Origin of the sequence: Micromonospora sp. URMC 106 (assembly GCF_051386395.1) — a bacterium.
Lineage (GTDB): Bacteria > Actinomycetota > Actinomycetes > Mycobacteriales > Micromonosporaceae > Micromonospora.
Window position 1 is genome coordinate 17,375 of the sequence record NZ_JBPQTP010000041.1, and the last position, 17,202, is coordinate 34,576.

Consider the following 17,202-nt stretch of genomic DNA (forward strand, 5'->3'; position numbering starts at 1 on the left):
TCACGATGCCACAGCCGTGCCGGCGGCCGGCGGGCCGGCGGATGCACGCCGGAAAACACTGACGTACGGTGGAAATGCCGCAAAAAAAGCTGTGATCCGCTGTCGGGACGGGGCCATGACGAATGCAGAATCCCCGGCACCGCGTACGGTTGTGCCCATCGAACCCTCCCTCCTGATCGCCGAGGCCTTCGACCAGGCTCAGGTGACCGAGCTGCGACACTCGGTCACCTCCTGCGCGCATGCTTCCGGGCTGGCTGGCCAGCGCCTGGACGACTTCGTGCTGGCGGTCAACGAGCTGATCACGAACGCGGTCCGGCACGGCGGCGGCCGGGGCTGGCTGCGGCTGTCGCGGCAGGCGGGGCAGCTCGTCTGCGAGGTCTCCGACCACGGCCGGGGCATCAGCGCGCAGCGGTTGGGCGACCGGAGCCGTCCCGCCCCGGACACCGCCGGCGGATGGGGGCTCTGGTTGGCCCGGGAGCTGAGCGACACCATGCAGGTCGACACCGGCGCCGCCGGCACGACGGTACGCATCAGCACCGCCGTCGGCGCCCCCGAACACATCGGCCGCCACCGCCGCGACTGACCCCCTCCCCTCCCTCACCCCGCCGCGATCTTGCAGTTTCGGCCCCCGGATCGGGCGCCGTCGTCCGGTTCGTCGGGGCAGAAAGTGCAAGATCGCGGGCGCGGTGCGGGCCGGGGTCAGGCGAAGAGGGTGCTGACGGACTCGCCGTTGTGGATGCGGCGCATCGCCTCGGCCAACGCCGGTGCCACCGAGAGGACCTCCAACTTCGGCACCCGCTTGTCGGCCGGGATCGGCACCGTGTTGGTGCAGACGATCTCCAGCACGCCGTCCTGCTCGCTGAGCCGCTGCAACGCGCCGCTGGAGAACAGGCCGTGCGTGCAGGCCAGCCGGATCGAGCGGACCTTCAGCTCGCGCAGGTGCTCCATCAGCTCGATGACCGTGCTGCCCTTGGCGATCTCGTCGTCCAGCACGATCACGTCCCGGTCGGCCACGTCACCGATCACCGCGCTGATCTTGACCCGGTCGTCGCTGAACCGCTGCTTCGCCCCGGCGGCCACCGGCGTGCCGAGCCGGCGGGCGAACGCCGCCGCCTCCTTCGCGTTGCCCAGGTCGGGCGAGACCACCACCGTGTTGCTCAGGTCGTAGCGGGTGAAGTGCTCGGCCAGCTCGCGCAGCGCGTGCAGGTGGTCGACCGGCACGCTGAAGAAGCCGTGCACCTGGGGCGAGTGCAGGGTCATCGCCAGCACCCGGTCCGCGCCCGCGGAGGTGAGCAGGTCGGCCACGAGCCGCCCGCCGATGGAGATGCGCGGCGCGTCCTTCTTGTCCGACCGGGCGTACGCGTAGTGCGGCAGCACCACGGTGATCCGGCCGGCGGACGCGCCCCGGGCCGCGTCGATCATGAGCAGCAGCTCGACCAGGTTCTCCTGCACGGGCGGGACCAGCGGCTGGATCAGGAAGACGTCCCGCTCCCGGCAGTTGGCCTGCAACTGCACTTCCAGGCAGTCGTTGGCGAACCGGGACACCCGCACCGGGTGCAGGGGCACCCCGAGGTGGGCGCAGATCTCGGCGGCGAGTTCGGGATGGGCGGTTCCGCTGAAGACGGCGATGTCACGCACGTCCGCACATCGTACGGACGGCATCCCGGGCCGAGACCGACCGGGGCCGCGCCGGTCGGCGAAGCCCGACCGGTCCGGGTACGGTGCTGCCGTGACCCCCCAGTACGTCGCCGCCATCGACCAGGGCACCACCTCCTCGCGGTGCATCGTCTTCGACCGCGCCGGAGAGATCGTCTCCGTGGCGCAGCGGGAGCACCGACAGGTCTTTCCCCGGCCGGGCTGGGTGGAGCACGACGCCGAGGAGATCTGGGACAACGTGGAGCTGGTGGTCCGGGAGGCGCTGCGGGCCGCCGGGACCGACGCCGCCGGGCTCGCCGCCGTGGGCATCACCAACCAGCGGGAGACCACCGTGGTCTGGGACCGGGCCACCGGCCGGCCGGTGGCCAACGCGATCGTCTGGCAGGACACCCGGACCGGCCCGCTGCTGCGCGAGCTGGCGCAGGCGTACGGCGAGGAGCGGTTCCGCGCCCGCACCGGCCTGCCGCTGGCCACCTACTTCGCCGGGCCGAAGCTGCGCTGGCTGCTGGAGCACGTCGACGGGCTGCGCGAGCGCGCCGAGCGCGGTGAGGTGCTCTTCGGCACGATGGACAGCTGGCTGATCTGGAAGCTGACCGGCCGGCACGTCACCGACGTGACCAACGCCAGCCGCACCCTGCTGATGGACCTGACCACCCTCGACTGGGACCCGGAGCTGCTCGACGCGATGGGCGTGCCAGCCGCGATGCTGCCGGAGATCCGCAGCTCCGCGGAGGTCTACGGGGAGGCGACCGGGGTGCTGGCCGGGGTGCCGGTGGCCAGCGCGCTCGGCGACCAGCAGGCCGCCCTGTTCGGGCAGACCTGCTTCCAGCCGGGCGAGGCGAAGTGCACCTACGGCACCGGCAGCTTCCTGCTGCTCAACACCGGCGCCAGTCCGGTCCCCTCCACCCACGGCCTGCTCACCACGGTCGCCTACCGCATCGACGGCCAGCCCGCCGCGTACGCGCTGGAGGGGGCGATCGCGGTCACGGGCTCGCTGGTGCAGTGGCTGCGGGACAACCTCGGGTTGATCTCCACCGCCGGTGAGGTGGAGGAGCTGGCGGGCACCGTCGACGACAACGGCGGCTGCTACGTCGTACCGGCGTTCTCCGGGCTGTTCGCCCCGCACTGGCGCAGCGACGCGCGCGGGGTCATCGCCGGGCTGACCGGCTACATCACCAAGGGGCACCTGGCCCGGGCGGTGCTGGAGGCGTCGGCCTGGCAGACCCGCGAGGTGGTCGACGCGATGAACGCCGACTCCGACGTGGCGCTGCGCCGGCTGCGGGTGGACGGCGGGATGACCGCGAACGGGCTGCTGATGCAGTTCCTCGCCGACGTGCTCGACGTGCCGGTGGTCCGTAGCCGGATCACCGAGACCACCTGCCTCGGCGCCGCGTACGCGGCCGGCCTGGCGGTCGGTTTCTGGCCGGACCTGGCGACGCTGCGCGCCCAGTGGCGCTCCGACGCGCAGTGGGAGCCGACCATGGACGCGGCGCACCGGGACCGGGAACTGCGCAACTGGCGCAAGGCCGTGCAGCGCACCCTCGACTGGGTCGACTGAGCGCCGCTCACTCCCAGCGGTTGCCGGTGAGCTTCTCGTAGACGTCGACGTAGCGGGCCCGGGTCGCCTCGACCACCTCGGCCGGCACCTCGGGCGCCGGGGCCTGCTTGTCCCAGCCGCTCTCCACCGCCCAGTCCCGGACGTACTGCTTGTCGTAGGAGAACTGCGCCCGGCCCGGCTGGTACGACTCCGCCGGCCAGAACCGGGACGAGTCGGAGGTGAGCAGCTCGTCGCCGATCATCAGCGTGCCGTCGGGCGCCCAGCCCAGCTCGATCTTGGTGTCGGCGACCAGGATGCCCCGGTCGGCGGCCAACTCGGCGCCCCGCCGGTAGACGTCGATGGTGATCTGGCGCAGCCGCTCGGCGGTCTCGGCACCGACCTTGTCCACCACCTCGGCGAAGGTGATCGGCTCGTCGTGCTCCCCCACCGGCGCCTTGGTCGACGGGGTGAAGATCGGCTCGGGCAGGATGGACGCCTCGACCAGGCCGCGGGGCAGCGCCACGCCGGAGACCGCGCCGGTGCGCTGGTATTCCTTCAGGCCGCCGCCGGTCAGGTAGCCCCGGGCGACGCACTCCACGGGGACCATCTCCAGCCGCCGGCAGCGGATCGCCCGGCCCGCGAACTCCGCCGGCACGTCGGTGGCGGAGATGACGTGGTTCGGCACCAGGTCGGACAGCTGCTCGAACCACCACAGGGACAGCGCGGTGAGCAACTTGCCCTTGTCGGGGATCGGCGTCGGCAGCACCACGTCGTAGATCGAGATGCGGTCGGAGGCGACCAGGATCAGGTCGTCGCCGTCGGCGTAGACGTCCCGGACCTTGCCCGAGTGCAGAAGTTCCACGCGGCCTATTACACCAGGCGACCTGCGTACGGCCGGCGGCGGTGGCGACCGGCATCGACGCGTACGCCCATGGGCGCGGCGGTGTGGCCGGACGGACGTTGACACCTCCCGCGCCGCCTGCGTGAATGATCCGGCCGCCCCGCCCACCCGGTCCACCAGGAGACTCCGTGCCCACCGTCCGCTCCCCGCTGCCCCGCGCCGGGGCGGATCCGGGCCGGCGGCGGGTGCTCGCCGCGCTGCTCGGGGCACCGGTGCTCGCGGCCGGCGGGCTGACCGGGTGCAGCGAGGAGCAGGCGGCGCCGACGGAGACCGGCCCGATCGAGCTGTCGGTCTTCTGGTACGGCGGGGCGCAGCGGGCCGAGCTGACCGAGCGGGTGCTGCGGCTCTACACCGACCGCAACCCCCGCGTCGGCTTCCGGATCACCTGGCAGGGCGTCGACGGCTACTACGACCGGCTGGCCACCCAGGCCGCGGGCGGCAACGTGCCCGACCTGATCCAGCTCGACGACGGTGTGCTCGCCGAGTACGCCCGGCGCGAGATCGTCCTCGACCTCAGCGGGTACGTCGCCGACCACCGGCTGGACCTGCGCGCCCTGCCCCCGGGTCTGGTGCGCTACGGCCAGGTCGACGGGCGCACGGTGGGCGTCGCCGCGGGGCAGACGGCCGCCGCGCTGGTGCACAACCGCACGCTGCTGCGCCGGCTGGGCGTGCCCGAGCCGGACGCCGGGATGTCGTGGCCGGAGTACGTCGCCTGGGCGCGGCGGGTCACCCGGGCCAGCGACGGACGGGTGGCCGGCACGATGGACGCCTCCGGTGACTACCGCGCGTTCTGGCACTGGCTGCGCGGCCAGGGCGGTGAGCTCTACCAGGGCCGGCAGCTCGGCTTCGACGCCGACGCGCTGGTCGAGTGGTTCGAGCTGTGGCGGCGCGCCCGGTCCGACCGGGCCACCCCGAGCGCCGCCCTGGTCGAGCAGGCCGACAGCGGCGAACCCGCCCGGCAGTTGGTGGTCACCGGCGCCACGGCCGCCTCCTTCGCCTGGTCACACCAGCTCCCGGAGCTCCAGCGGCTCACCGGCGCCGAACTCGGCCTGGCCGCCCTGCCCGGTCCGCCGGCGGCGCACTGGGCGCGGGCGTCGATGTACTGGGCGGGCTTCCGCGGCACCCGGCACCCCGCCGTGGTGGCGGACGTGATCAACTTCCTCACCGGCAACGGCGAGGCGGGCACCGTGCTCGGTCACGAACGCGGGCTCAGCCCCAGCCTCGCCGTCCGCCGCTACGTCGAGGGCACCATCACCGAGCCGGCGCAGAAGCGCGCGGCGGCGTTCGGCGCCGCGCTGGCCGACCGGTTGGGGCCGGCGCCCGGCCCGCCGCCGCGGGGCCACCCCCGGGTGCGCGCGCTCCTGCTGGAGGCGGCCGAGAGCGTCCGCAGCGGGGCGGCCGGCGCCCGGGCCGCGGCGTCGCGCTTCATGGGCCGGGCGGAAGCCGCGCTCGCCGGCTGACCGCCGACCCGGTCCGGCTCCACGCCGCAGGACCGGCCGGCACACGGGCGCGAGCGGCCGGACCCGCGTCGCGGGTCAGCGCGGCGGGCCGCCGCGGCGGTTGCGCATCATCCGCAGCACCAGGAAGACGATCGCCGCGACCACGACCAGGCAGCAGAGCAGGCCGAGAAACCCGAAGCCGCCGCCGCGACGCCGCCGCGCGGCCTCCACCACCAGCTCACCCGTGCCGGTGGACGCCCAGGCCGCGACGGGCACGAACACCGACAGCACGACCGCACCGAGGACGGCGCTGAGCCGGCCCCACCACTTTCCGAATGAAGACATACAGACATCCTCGCCGACAACCGCAACCCCGGCACGTCGGTCGGCCAGGAACGCGCCGGCCGGGTTACGGGCCGGCGGGCACGCGCGGGCGGGTTCCCCCCGGCCGGGAACCCGCCGGTGGGGTTCGCCGGCCACGGTTACGGGCCGGCGGAGGGCGGCTCGTGCGATCGGGCCCGGAGATGCCGAAAGACCCCGGAGATGATCTCCGGGGTCTTTCGCGGAAGTAGCGGGGACAGGATTTGAACCTGCGACCTCTGGGTTATGAGCCCAGCGAGCTACCGAGCTGCTCCACCCCGCGTCGGCTCGTTTACTCTATCGCATCCCTCGCCCCGATGATCAGGGGCCCCCGATCCCGGCCCGGATTCCCTCCCGGGCCAGCTCAAGCCGTCGCGGCGGCCCACCGCCGCCCGGCGCGGCCGCCGCGCACAGAGCGCCGCGACCCGGAGACGCGGAACGGCCCCGAGGACATCCTCGGGGCCGTTCCGACGTGGTAGCGGGGACAGGATTTGAACCTGCGACCTCTGGGTTATGAGCCCAGCGAGCTACCGAGCTGCTCCACCCCGCGTCGGTTCGTACACCGTATCTCACCGACCCCGGTCGCCGCAAAACGACCGCCGACCGGGGCGGTCCGGGCCGCGCGCCGCCGCCCGGACCGCCGTACGAACTCAACCCAGCCAGTCCTCGATCGCGTCGACCGCCCGCCGGCTGTCGGCGTCGACCTGGGACCGCTCGGCGGAGGTGCCCTCCCAGCCCTGCTCCCACAGCACGGTCACCACGTCGCCGACCCGGACCGCCCGGATCAGCCGGACCTCCTCGCCGCCGGTCGGGTTGCCCTCGACGTCCCGGCCCGGCGTCCGGATCTCGAACAACACCGCGTCGTCGCCGAAGCCGCCGTCGGCCAGCAGCCGCACCCGTGAGGTCGACGGGTTGCCGCCGCCCACCCCCGGTTGCTCCGGGCAGCCCCGCACCGCCGCCCGCAGCTCCCGCAGGAAGTCGTCGGCGCGGCCCGGCCGGTAGACGGTGATGCTGTGCGCGTAGCTGCCGTCGGGGACATACCCCCGCGGGGTCTGCGGCAGTTTGTAGGCCAGGTTCCGGGTGCGGCGCTGCACGATCCCGGCGTCGCTGCGGTAGCGGGCGTCGCAGAGACCCGGCAGCGCGACGGTGTCCCGGAAGACCGGCTCGATGCCCGTCCGGTTCGCGGCCGCCTGGACGAAGAACGCCCGGTCCGGGACCGAGGCGGGCGTACGCGGCGGCGCCGCGCCGGTGCTCCCCGCCGTCGCCACGGGCGTACCCGTCGCCGGGGGTCGTCCCGTCGCGGGCACGCCGGTCGGCGTGCCCGTCCCGGCCGGTGACGGCGACGGGGTCGGCGCCGGGGCGGTGGCCGTCGGCGCCGGGGTGCCGGCGGGCGGCGGAAGCGGGGTGGCATCGCCGGCCAGCACCAGCCGGGTGCCGGTCGCCAGCCCGCCGACGAGCAGCGCCGTCACGAGCGCGGCGCCGGCGAACCGGACCCGGGCCCGCCGGTCGGCGCGCCGCCGCACCTGCTCGGGGACGGCCAGGCTGCGGCCGTCGGCGGCCTCGGCGAGCGACCGGTAGAGATCGGACAGTTCACGCGACATCGTTCGCCTCCAGTTCCTCCGCGGCCAGGTCGGGCAGCAGCGTGGCCAGCCGCGCCCGCCCTCGCGCCAACCAGGACTTGACGGTGCCGGTGGGCACCTGCGTCTCCCGCGCGATGTCCTGCACCGACATGTCGAAGAGGTAGTGCAGGGCCAACGCCTGCCGCTGGGCGGCCGGCAGTTGGCGCAACGCGCCCGCCAACAGCACGCCGTCCAGGCTCGGCGGTGGCACCGGCTCCGGCGGCCCCGTACGGCTCAGCATCGAACGCCAGCCCTGCAACCGGCGCCACCGGTCGGTGGCCAGCCGCGCGACCACCAGCCGCAGCCATGCCTCCGGCGCGGGGTGGGTGGTGAGCCGGCCCCACTGCCGCCAGGCGCGGGCGTACGCCTCCTGCACCAGGTCCTGCGCCTCGGTGTGGTCGCCCGCGACGGCGTAGCCGTAGCGGAGCATCCGTCGTGAGGTGCTCCGGTAGAACTCGTCGAAGCTTGTCGCGTCCCTCATGTCCCGACCACGCTCCCCCCGGCCGTTGCGGCCTCTTGCAGGAAGGACGAGGTCAGGGCGGGGTGGGTTGCGGCGGCCGGGCCGCCGGTCGGGAAAGCGACAGCGCCCCCGGCGCCGGGACCTGGTCGGTCCGCGGGCCGGGGGCGCTGCGACGGTGGGCCGGGGTCAGCCGCTCGGGGTCGGTGCGGCGCTGCCGCTGGCCGCCGGGGACGCCGGCGGACTGCCGCTGGGCGTGGCCCCGGGCGTCGGGGCGGCCGCCGCCCGCTGGGCCTGCTGGAAGGCGGTGAGCGCCTCGTCCAGCGCCTTCAACGCGCGGCCGTACCGCTCGAAGTCGCCGGACGTCTGCGCGGCCCGGACCTCCGTGATGGCGGTCTGGACCCGGTCGGCCGCCGCGGCCAGCTCACCGGTCAGCGCGGGCGGCGTGCCGCCCGGCGGAGTGCCGCCCGGCGGCGGCGCGCCCGGGGTGGCGGCCTGCTTGCCCTGCTCGATGAGCTGCTTGATGCCGTCGGCCACGTTGTTGGCCAGCACCACGTACGAACCGCCGTCGCCGTAGGACATCAGCACCCGCTGCAGCAGCGGCGGGGCGTTCTGCGCGGCGGTCTTCACGTAGACCGGCTCGACGTAGAGCATGCCGTCGCCGAACGGCAGGGAGAGCAGGTTGCCGTACTGCACCTGCGCCTGCTGGGACTGGAGCAGGTTGAGCTGCTGCCGGATGTTGGCGTTGTTGGTCATCGACTGGTGCACCTGCACCGGGCCGGAGACCCGGGTCTGGTCGGGCAGGTCGAGCACCTCCAGCTTCGGCTGCCCGTCGACGTACGACCCGGAGACCAGCGCGGCGAGGTTCTCCCGGCCGTTCGGGGTGAGCGCCGAGGTGAGCTGGAAGCGCGGCGACTCCTGGCCGGGGAACTGCGTGAACAGGTAGTACGGCGGCTGCTTCTGGCCGGTGTCGGGGGCGTCCGGCACGTTCGGCACCTGCCAGAAGTCCTGGGCGGAGTAGAAGTCGCCCGGGTCGGTCACGTGGAACCGGGTCAGCAGGTTGCGCTGCACCTTGAACAGGTCCGCCGGGTAGCGGAAGTGCTCGGCCAGCTCCACCGGGATCTCCGACTTCGGCAGGACCAGGTCGCCGCCGAACGCCTTGTTCCACGCCTTGAGCACCGGGTCGGTCTCGTCGAACTCGTAGAGCCGGACGGTGCCGTCGTACGCGTCGACCGTGGCCTTGACCGAGTTGCGGATGTAGTTGACGTTCTCCCGGGCGAGCTGGAACGTGCCCCGCCCGGTCAGCTCGTCGGCCGTCTGCTCCTGGAGGTTGATCCGCTCGGCGTACGGGTAGGTCGCCGCCGTGGTGTAGCCGTCGACGATCCACTGGATGCGGCCGTCCACCACCGCCGGGTACGGGTCGCCGTCCAGGGTCAGGAACGGGGCCACCTTCTCCACCCGGTCTCGCGGGTTGCGCACGTAGAGCAGCTTGGAGTTCTCGTTGACGGCGTCGGAGAGCAGGAAGTTCGACTCCTGCTCCTTGATCGCGTAGAGCAGCCGGCGGGTGAACGAGCCGATCTCGACGCCACCCTCGCCCGTGTAGGTGTAGGACTCGCCGCCCTCGCCCACGGGGCGGTCGAACTCCGCCTTCCGCTCCGGGTCGGTCTGGCCCACGATCGCGTAGTCGCCCTCGTCCATCCGCTCGCCGTAGTAGACCCGGGGCTGCTTCGCCGGGACCTGCTCGGTCTGCGCGGCGCACTGCTCGTTCGTCTGCGCCTGGCCTTCCTGCTTCTGCTGCTCCTGCGGGTCGCCGAGGAAGCCGGAGACGAAGAACGGCTGGCCGCCGCAGACCACCCGGTTGCCCGGCGCCGCCACCAGCCCGTAGCCGTGGGTGAAGACGGTGTGCCGGTTGATCCAGGTGTTCTGCTGCGCGGTGAGCTGCCGGTAGTTGACCTCGCGGAGGCCGACCACGTAGTCCTGCACCTTGCCGTTGACCGCGTACCGGTCGACGTCCAGCTTCTCGCCGAAGTCGTAGAACTGCCGCACCTGCTGCCGCTGGGTGTAGGTCTCGGAGACGAGCTGCGGGTCGAGCAGCCGGATGTTCGGCACCACGGAGGTGTCCGTGGCGAGGCTCGCCGGCGGGGTCAGGTTGCTGGCCGCGTACGGCCTGGTGGTGGCCGCGTCCAGCCCGAACGCCGCCCGGGTGGCCTTGATGCTGCGCTCGATGTACGGCCCCTCCTTCTCCTTGGCGCTCGGCTTGACCTCGAAGGTCTGCACCGCCCAGGGGTAGATGCCGCCGATGGCGACGGCGGAGACGCCGAGCAGGGCCAGCGAGATGCCCGGCCAGACCAGGTTCCGCATCCAGGCGTTGGAGAAGACGATGATCGCGATGGCCACCACGATGGAGATGTAGGCGAGGATCTCCTTGGCCGGCAGCAGCGCGTTGACGTCGGCGTAGCCGGCGCCGTAGACGTTGGCGCCATCGTTGTACTCCAGCAGCATCGCCCGCCGGTCCAGCACGTACGCGATGGCCTTGAGCAGCACGAAGACCGCGACCAGCGTGCTCAGGTGGGCCCGGGCGGCGTTGGTCATCCGGTCGCCGACGCCTTGGAGGCGGACGCCGCCGAAGATGTAGTGCACGGCCAGTGCGCCGATCACCGACAGCACCACCGCGGTGAAGCCGACCCCGAGCAGGTAGCGCCAGAACGGCAACTGGAAGACGTAGAACCCGACGTCCACCCCGAACTCCGGGTCCTTCACGCCGAAGTCCCCGCCGTTGCGGAAGAGCAGCCACTGGTTCCACCGGCTCTGCGCCGACAGCCCGGCGAAGAGGCCGACCACGCCGGCGACCAGCGCGATCCACAGGCCGAGCCGGGGGCCCAGCGCCATCCGGTAGCGCTCGAGGGTGGCCTGTTCCGGTGAGTGCGGGCGCATCCGGGGCCGCATCCGGTGGGCCAGCCAGAGGTTGCCGCCGACGATCACGGCCATGCCGAGGCCGACGGCGAGGAAGAGCAGCAGCCGGGTCGCCAACACCCCCGTGAAGACCTGGGTGTAGCGGACCTCGTCGAACCACAGCCAGTCCGTCCACGCCTGGACACCCCAGCCGAGCAGGGTGAAGAGCACGAACACCCCGACCAGGACACCGATCGTGACGCGACCGCGTCGGCTCATCCTCGGCAGGGGGCTGCTGCTACGCATGACCACTGTTGGCTCCGCACGCTCGATGTGATCGGCTCCGACCAGGCACCCAGAGTACGGGGTGTTCCTGAACGTGTCGGTCCAAGGTCACGCGGCGGCCACGCGGAGCCGCCCCCGTGGTCCGCGCGGCGGGGTCAGCAGCGGGTCGGCTGGCCGCCGGCGCGCAGCGTCTCCAGGGCGGTCAGCGCCTCGTCCAGCGTGCCGACCTTCAGCAGCGGCAGACCGGGCTGCGGGTTGCGGACGGCCTCGGCGCAGTTGCCCGCCGGCACCAGGAACGCCGTCGCGCCGGCCTCCTTCGCACCCACCAGCTTCTGGGCGATGCCGCCGATGGGACCGACCCGGCCGGTGTCGTCGATGGTGCCGGTGCCGGCGATGATCTTCCCGCCGGTCAGGTCCTCCGGGGTCAGCTTGTCCACGATGCCGAGCGCGAACATCAGGCCGGCGCTCGGCCCGCCGATGTCCTCCAGGTCGATGCTGAGGGTGAACGGGTGCGGCTGCTGCTGCTCGATCTCGATGCCGATGCGGGGCCGGCCGTCCTGCTCCCGACTGGTCACCTTCGCCGTGGCGGCGGCGCCGCCGCGGGTGTAGCCGATCTCCAGCGCGGTCCCGGCGGGCTTGGCCCGGATCAGCTCGGTGAGCCGGGCGGCCACCGGCACCGGCTGCCCGTCCACCGACGTCACCACGTCTCCGGGCTTCAGCACGCCGGCGGCCGGGCCGTCGGCGGTCACGGTCTTGACCACCACCTGCACCGGGTAGCCCAGCTCGCGCAGCGCCGCGGTCTCGGCGCTGGTCTGGGAGACCTTGAAGTCCTCCGCGTTGCGCTCGTCGATCTGCTCGCGGCTCTCCCCGGGCGGGTAGACCAGCTCGCGCGGCACCACCGCCTCGTCGTCGGAGAACCAGCCCTGGATCGCCGAGCGCAGCTTGACCGTGGGCTGCACCCCGACCGTGGTCAGCCGGAGCTGCCCGGCGGACGTGGACGTCTCCCGGCCGGTGACCTGGATGACCTCCTTGCCGTTCTCCTTGCCCAGCGTGTTCACGGTCGGCCCGGGGCCGAGCACCACGTACGGGATGGGCGTGCCGAGCACGCCGATGCTGAGCAGGGTGGTGAGCAGAGCACCGAGCAGGACGGTCACGCCGCGACGTCTCATGCGGCAGAGCGTACCGACCGGGGTGGGGGGCTCCGGCGGGCGAACCGCGACTTCGCCCTCAGCGCAACGCCAGCGGCGGCGACCCGGGGTGCGGCGCGCGTACCGTAGACGTCGTGCCTGATATTCCGTTCGGTTTCGCGCTCCCGGGTGGGCAGCCACCAGACCCCAACGATCCCGCGCAGATGCAGCAGTTCATGTCGCAGTTGCAGCACCTGCTGTCCGCGTCGGGCAGCGGGCCGGTCAACTGGGACCTGGCCCGGCAGGTGGCCGCCAGCCAGCTCGCCGCCGCCGGTGACCCGGCGGTCTCGCCCTACGAGCGCAACGCGGTGGAGGAGGCGCTGCGGCTCGCCGACCTGTGGCTGGAGCCGGCCTCCGCCCTGCCCTCGGGGATCCAGACCTCGGTGGCCTGGAACCGCAACGAGTGGATCTTCAAGACCCTCGACGTCTGGCGCAAGCTCTGCGACCCCGTCGCCAGCCGGATGGTCGGCGCGATGGGCGACCTGGTGCCGCCGGAGGCGCGCGCCCAGCTCGGCCCGATGCAGTCCATGGTCGCCACCCTCGGCGGCGCGCTCTTCGGCGGCCAACTCGGTCAGGCACTCGGCTCGCTCGCCGCGGAGGTGCTCTCCGCCGGTGACATCGGGCTGCCGCTCGGCCCGGCGGGCACGGCCGCGCTGGTCCCGGCCAACATCCGGGCGTACGGCGAGGGCCTGGAGCTGCCGGAGGACGAGGTCCGCCTCTACGTGGCCCTGCGCGAGGCCGCCCACCAGCGGCTCTTCCAGCACGTGCCGTGGTTGCGCGGGCACGTGCTCAGCGCCGTGGAGACGTACGCCGCGGGCATCCGGGTCAACCGGGAGGCGATCGAGGAGGCGATGGGCCGGGTCGACCCGACCGACCCGGAGTCGATGCAGGCGATCGCGCTGGAGGGCATCTTCACGCCGGAGGACAGCCCGGCGCAGAAGGCGTCGCTCGCCCGGCTGGAGACGGCCCTGGCCCTGGTCGAGGGCTGGGTCTGCCACGTGGTGGACAGCGCGGCCGGCGGCCGGCTGCCCAGCGTCGTCAGCCTCGGCGAGGCGTTCCGCCGTCGCCGGGCGGCCGGCGGTCCGGCCGAGCAGACCTTCGCGGCCCTGGTCGGCCTGGAGCTGCGCCCGCGTCGGCTGCGCGAGGCGGCGGCGCTCTGGGCGGCGCTCACCGAGCGCCGGGGCATCGCCGGCCGCGACGCCCTCTGGGGCCACCCCGACCTGCTCCCCTCGGACGCCGACTTCGCCGATCCGGTGGCCTTCGCCATGGCCGAGCTCGACCTCAGCGAGCTGGAGAACTTCGACTTCAGCGCGCCGGGCGGCCCGGAGGAGAAGGCCCCGGGCGAGCCGGAGCAGCGACCGGACGACACCGAGGGCGGCGACGCCCGCCCCTGACCCGCCCGCGGCGACGGTGCCGCCCGCCCCGGACGGGTCGGGCGGCCCGGCCGGCGCCCCTCGGGCCACCCGGTCGGCGCCCCCCTTTGGCCGGTGCCCCTCGGGCGGCGGGTCAGCGAAGCCGGCCGGTGCCGGAGAGCAGGGCGCGGGTGGTCTCCCAGCCCTCCACGGCCGGGTCGAGGAAGGCCAGGTCGGCCGGCCCGCGCAGGCGACGCCACGCCGGGGTGACCGCCAGGTCGCCGGGGCGCGGTGCCGCCGCGCGCAGGGCCGCGGGTCGCGCGGTGTCCAGGTCCAGCGCCGGCAGCCACGCCGGTACGGGCAGCCGGGCGGCCACGCCGAGCAGCCCCGGTTCGCCGCCCTCGACGGGCGCGACCGCCACCGGCCGGGTGGTGAGCGGGCGGAGCAGCTTGCCGATCGTCAGGCCCGGCACGTCGGGCGCGTCCCCGGCGACCACCGCCACCTGGTCGTGACCGGTTTCGGCGAGGGCGGTGAAGACGGCGTTCGGGGTCGCCTCCGGCACCTCGTGGACGGCCGTGTCCGGCCAGACCACCGCGTCGGCCAGCCACCGGTCCCCCGGCGTGACGGCGACCGCCGTCTCCACCTCGTTGAGCGTGGCGAACAGGTCGACCACGTCCTCGGCGAGCGCGGTCCGCCAGTCCACCGGATCGATGCCGGGCGGCGACCAGGTCACCGGTCCGAGCAACGCCACCACCACACGTCGGGCCACCCCACGACCCTAGCCGGGTGCCACGCTCGCCACCGGCCCGACACGGCGTCGAGATCTTGGTGGGAACAGGCCCCTGGAGGGGTCGTTCCGCACCAAGATCTCGTCGGCTGCGGGCGCGCAGTCAGCGTCGGTGGGTGCGGGACGGGACCCGCGGGGTGGTGTGGGCGAGGGTCAGTCCGTCAGCGGGCCGCCACCGGCCGCGGCGACGCCCTCCAGGTAGCCCCGCGCCCGCTCGGTCTTCGGGTAGCGCGCGACGAGCGCCCAGAACCGGTCGTTGTGGCTGGGCACGATGAGGTGCGCGAGCTCGTGCAGGAGCACGTAGTCGATCACCCAGTCGGGCATGTCCTGCACCCGGTGCGAGATGCGGATCGTGCCGTCGGCCGGGGTGCAGGAACCCCACCGGCCGTTCTGGTTGGTGACCCAGCGGACGCTCGTCGGCACGGCCTGCGTGCCGTGCTCGGCCAGGTAGAGCTTGATCAGCCGGGTGGCCCGGGCGAGCAGCTCGGCGTCGGAGCGCGCCAGGCGCCCCTCCCGGGCGGCGAGCCGGGCGAGCATCCGGTCGACCCACTCGCTCTCCTCGGCCCGGGAGAACTGGTCCGGAATGAGGACGACGACCCGCTCACCGTCGCGGTACGCGGACACCGTCCGTCGCCGGCGCTGGCTGCGCCGTACCTCGACGACCGGCTTGCGCGCCCCTGCCATCAGTGGGCCGCGCAGCCTCGGATTCCTGCCACGAAGGCAAGCTAATGCGTACTGACCAGGGGTCCGCAAGAGTCAACACGGCGACACGCGCCCGGAAAATGGTGATTGGTCGGCGGAGTCCCGAAAAAACTTTGACCGGGTGGCCGAGAATCGCTCTCGTCACCCTTCGTGGCGGTCGGTGACGAGGGACGGGGACCCATCCCCACCGTAGGTGATCACCGCGCGGGGCGCAGCTCGGGGGGCCCCGCACGGGGCATTCGACCGGGTTCGGTCGGCGTGTCCCCGCCAAACTGACTTATCAGACGTAATTCGCCATGCACACTCTCGACGTCGACTTGCTCACAGTGGCGAAGCACAGCTGACATGGAACTGCCCAGACCTGGGTAGGGTCCGCGGACCAGCGGTCACGACGGTGGCCGCGGAGAACGACCCAGCGCCGGCGCCCGCGTGGCCCGCCGCCGGGAACCCCGCCGGGACGGCATCGGCCGGCGGACGAGACGAGGAGGGCACCGTGGCCGACCAGGCCCAGACCTACAACGGTTACTGCGTCAAGTGCAAGGAGAAGCGGGACTTCGAGGGCCGCGTCGAGGTCTCGAAGACCGGGATGAACATGGCCAAGGGCAAGTGTCCGGTGTGCGGGACAACAGTGAACCGCATCCTGGGCAAGGCGAAGGTCTGACCCGTACGGGTGCTTCGGAGGGGGTGGCCGCCGGCCGCCCCCTCCGGCGTCACCGCACCTGATCCGCACCGCCCCGCGCCGCCCCCGCGCCGGCCAACACCGCCTCCGAGCACCCGGCCGCCACTGTCGGCTCACCGACATGGTTACCGGCCGGTTGTGGATATCGCGGGATTTTCCTGTGGACAGCCCTGGACAGGGAACCGCGCACCTGTGGACAACGATCGACGGACAGCGCGGACACGGTCACGATTCGTGGTCATGCGCCGTGCCCCCTCGCCCCGTCCCACGCTGCTGCCGGGCCTCACCCGCCTGTGGCGGGACCGGCACACCCTCCAGCTCGGCGTCGAGCCGGGTCGCGCCGTCCTGCTGGAGATCGCCAACCCCCGGGCGGCCCGGCTGCTCGACCTGCTCGACGGCACCCGCAGTGAGCGGCTGGTGCTGGAGCACGCCGCCGGTGCCGAGGTGGCGCCGGACGAGGCCCGGACCCTGCTCGACGCGCTGCGGGCCGCCGGCCTCGTCGTACCCGCGCACACGCTGCTGCCGAGGGACCTGGCCGGCCCGGTCCGGGCGCGGCTCGCCGCCGAGGCCGGGGCGCTGGCGCTGGCGGCCGCCCGACTGACCGGCACGCCCGCCCAGGTGCTGCGTCGCCGGATGGCCGCCCGGGTACTGGTCACCGGCGCCGGGCCCCTCGGCGCCCCGGTCGCCCTCGCGCTGGCCCAGGCCGGCGTCGGACACGTGCGCCCGGACCTGGCCGGCCCGGTCCACCCGGCGGACCTGGTCGGCACCGGGATCCCGGCCGCCGCGATCGGACGCCCGCTCGCCGGGGCGGTACGCGACGCCATCGAGCGCGCCGCTCCGGGCACGGGCACGGGTTCGCTCCGGCGCGGCCGGGTCGACCTGGTCGTCCAGCTCGGTACGGACCGCCCGGCCGCCCTGCTCGCGGCCGGTCACGCCCGGCGCCGCCAGCCGCACCTGCTGGTCGGCCTGCGGGAGGGCGTGCCCGCGGTCGGGCCGCTCGTCCGCCCGCCCGCCGGCCCCTGCCTGAACTGCCTGGACCTGCACCGGACGGACCTCGACCCGGACTGGCCGGCGCTGGCGGCCCAGCTCGCCACCGGCGGCGTGGAGCAGGCGTGCGCGACCGCGACCCTCCTCGCGGCGGGGGCGTACGCGGCGGCGGAGGCGCTCGCCCAGCTCGACGGGGGCACCCCGGAGACGCTCGGCTGCGCCGTGGAGATCACCGGACCCGGCCGGATCCGCCGCCGGGTGTGGCCTCCGCACCCCGCCTGCGGATGCTCCCGTGGCCGCCGATGACCGCCGGTTACCCCTGCGACGCCCGTGACGGACGCCACGGGGGCGCCGTGCCGAGG

15 protein-coding genes and 2 tRNA genes are annotated in these 17,202 nt (G+C 73.8%); 6 read left to right on the forward strand and 11 right to left on the reverse strand.

Annotated elements, in window-relative coordinates:
• Positions 1-115: 115 nt before the first annotated feature.
• Positions 116-583: an ATP-binding protein gene (locus ACSNOB_RS15200; protein ID WP_436687221.1), complete on the forward strand. Its 468-nt coding sequence runs from the start codon at positions 116-118 to the stop codon at positions 581-583.
• A gap of 116 nt (positions 584-699) precedes the next feature.
• Here ACSNOB_RS15200 and ACSNOB_RS15205 read toward each other — a convergent pair whose 3' ends face one another.
• Positions 700-1,638, reverse strand: coding sequence for a ribose-phosphate diphosphokinase (locus ACSNOB_RS15205; RefSeq protein ID WP_393109346.1), 939 nt, complete (start codon positions 1,636-1,638; stop codon positions 700-702).
• Between the two features lie 91 nt (positions 1,639-1,729).
• Between ACSNOB_RS15205 and glpK the strand changes: the two genes are divergently transcribed.
• Positions 1,730-3,214, forward strand: a complete 1,485-nt coding sequence (gene glpK / locus ACSNOB_RS15210) for a glycerol kinase GlpK (RefSeq protein WP_436687222.1) — start codon at positions 1,730-1,732, stop codon at positions 3,212-3,214.
• A 7-nt stretch (positions 3,215-3,221) separates the two neighbouring features.
• Here the strand turns inward: glpK and ACSNOB_RS15215 are convergent, their stop codons facing one another.
• Positions 3,222-4,055 carry a phosphoribosylaminoimidazolesuccinocarboxamide synthase gene (locus tag ACSNOB_RS15215; protein ID WP_436687223.1) on the reverse strand — a complete coding sequence of 278 codons (834 nt, stop codon included), beginning with the start codon at positions 4,053-4,055 and terminating at the stop codon, positions 3,222-3,224.
• A 167-nt stretch (positions 4,056-4,222) separates the two neighbouring features.
• Between ACSNOB_RS15215 and ACSNOB_RS15220 the strand changes: the two genes are divergently transcribed.
• Positions 4,223-5,554: an ABC transporter substrate-binding protein gene (locus ACSNOB_RS15220; protein WP_436687224.1), complete on the forward strand. Its 1,332-nt coding sequence runs from the start codon at positions 4,223-4,225 to the stop codon at positions 5,552-5,554.
• Between the two features lie 75 nt (positions 5,555-5,629).
• On the opposite strand, the gene ACSNOB_RS15225 is transcribed toward ACSNOB_RS15220, so the two are convergent.
• From ACSNOB_RS15225 to ACSNOB_RS15255, 7 genes are all read right to left on the reverse strand, one after another.
• On the reverse strand, positions 5,630-5,878 hold the full coding sequence (locus ACSNOB_RS15225) for a hypothetical protein (protein WP_393109338.1): 249 nt from the start codon (positions 5,876-5,878) through the stop codon (positions 5,630-5,632).
• 224 nt (positions 5,879-6,102) lie between these two features.
• Positions 6,103-6,176, reverse strand: a tRNA-Met gene (locus tag ACSNOB_RS15230).
• Between the two features lie 190 nt (positions 6,177-6,366).
• A tRNA-Met gene (locus tag ACSNOB_RS15235) sits at positions 6,367-6,443 on the reverse strand.
• A 100-nt stretch (positions 6,444-6,543) separates the two neighbouring features.
• Positions 6,544-7,494: a hypothetical protein gene (locus ACSNOB_RS15240; protein WP_436687225.1), complete on the reverse strand. Its 951-nt coding sequence runs from the start codon at positions 7,492-7,494 to the stop codon at positions 6,544-6,546.
• The gene (locus tag ACSNOB_RS15245) at positions 7,484-7,993 is read right to left on the reverse strand and encodes an RNA polymerase sigma factor (protein WP_436687226.1); all 510 of its coding nucleotides are present in this window, start codon (positions 7,991-7,993) and stop codon (positions 7,484-7,486) included. The genes ACSNOB_RS15240 and ACSNOB_RS15245 overlap by 11 nt, the downstream gene beginning before the upstream one ends.
• 165 nt (positions 7,994-8,158) lie before the next feature.
• On the reverse strand, positions 8,159-11,167 hold the full coding sequence (locus ACSNOB_RS15250) for a UPF0182 family membrane protein (protein WP_436687227.1): 3,009 nt from the start codon (positions 11,165-11,167) through the stop codon (positions 8,159-8,161).
• Between the two features lie 134 nt (positions 11,168-11,301).
• Positions 11,302-12,315, reverse strand: a complete 1,014-nt coding sequence (locus ACSNOB_RS15255) for a YlbL family protein (RefSeq protein ID WP_436687228.1) — start codon at positions 12,313-12,315, stop codon at positions 11,302-11,304.
• Between the two features lie 113 nt (positions 12,316-12,428).
• Between ACSNOB_RS15255 and ACSNOB_RS15260 the strand changes: the two genes are divergently transcribed.
• Positions 12,429-13,727, forward strand: a complete 1,299-nt coding sequence (locus ACSNOB_RS15260) for a zinc-dependent metalloprotease (protein WP_436687229.1) — start codon at positions 12,429-12,431, stop codon at positions 13,725-13,727.
• A 112-nt stretch (positions 13,728-13,839) separates the two neighbouring features.
• Here the strand turns inward: ACSNOB_RS15260 and ACSNOB_RS15265 are convergent, their stop codons facing one another.
• Positions 13,840-14,454 (reverse strand): hypothetical protein, encoded by a 615-nt coding sequence (locus ACSNOB_RS15265; RefSeq protein ID WP_436687230.1) that lies wholly within the window; start codon positions 14,452-14,454, stop codon positions 13,840-13,842.
• A 171-nt stretch (positions 14,455-14,625) separates the two neighbouring features.
• A complete protein-coding gene (locus ACSNOB_RS15270) occupies positions 14,626-15,156 on the reverse strand; it encodes a M48 metallopeptidase family protein (RefSeq protein WP_393109324.1) in 531 nt (176 codons plus the stop codon).
• 511 nt (positions 15,157-15,667) lie between these two features.
• Here ACSNOB_RS15270 and ACSNOB_RS15275 point away from each other — a divergent pair.
• Together ACSNOB_RS15275 and ACSNOB_RS15280 are read left to right on the forward strand one after the other, a co-directional pair.
• Positions 15,668-15,835, forward strand: coding sequence for a DUF5679 domain-containing protein (locus tag ACSNOB_RS15275; protein WP_012014940.1), 168 nt, complete (start codon positions 15,668-15,670; stop codon positions 15,833-15,835).
• A gap of 258 nt (positions 15,836-16,093) precedes the next feature.
• Positions 16,094-17,146 (forward strand): hypothetical protein, encoded by a 1,053-nt coding sequence (locus tag ACSNOB_RS15280; RefSeq protein ID WP_436687231.1) that lies wholly within the window; start codon positions 16,094-16,096, stop codon positions 17,144-17,146.
• Positions 17,147-17,202 lie beyond the last annotated feature (56 nt).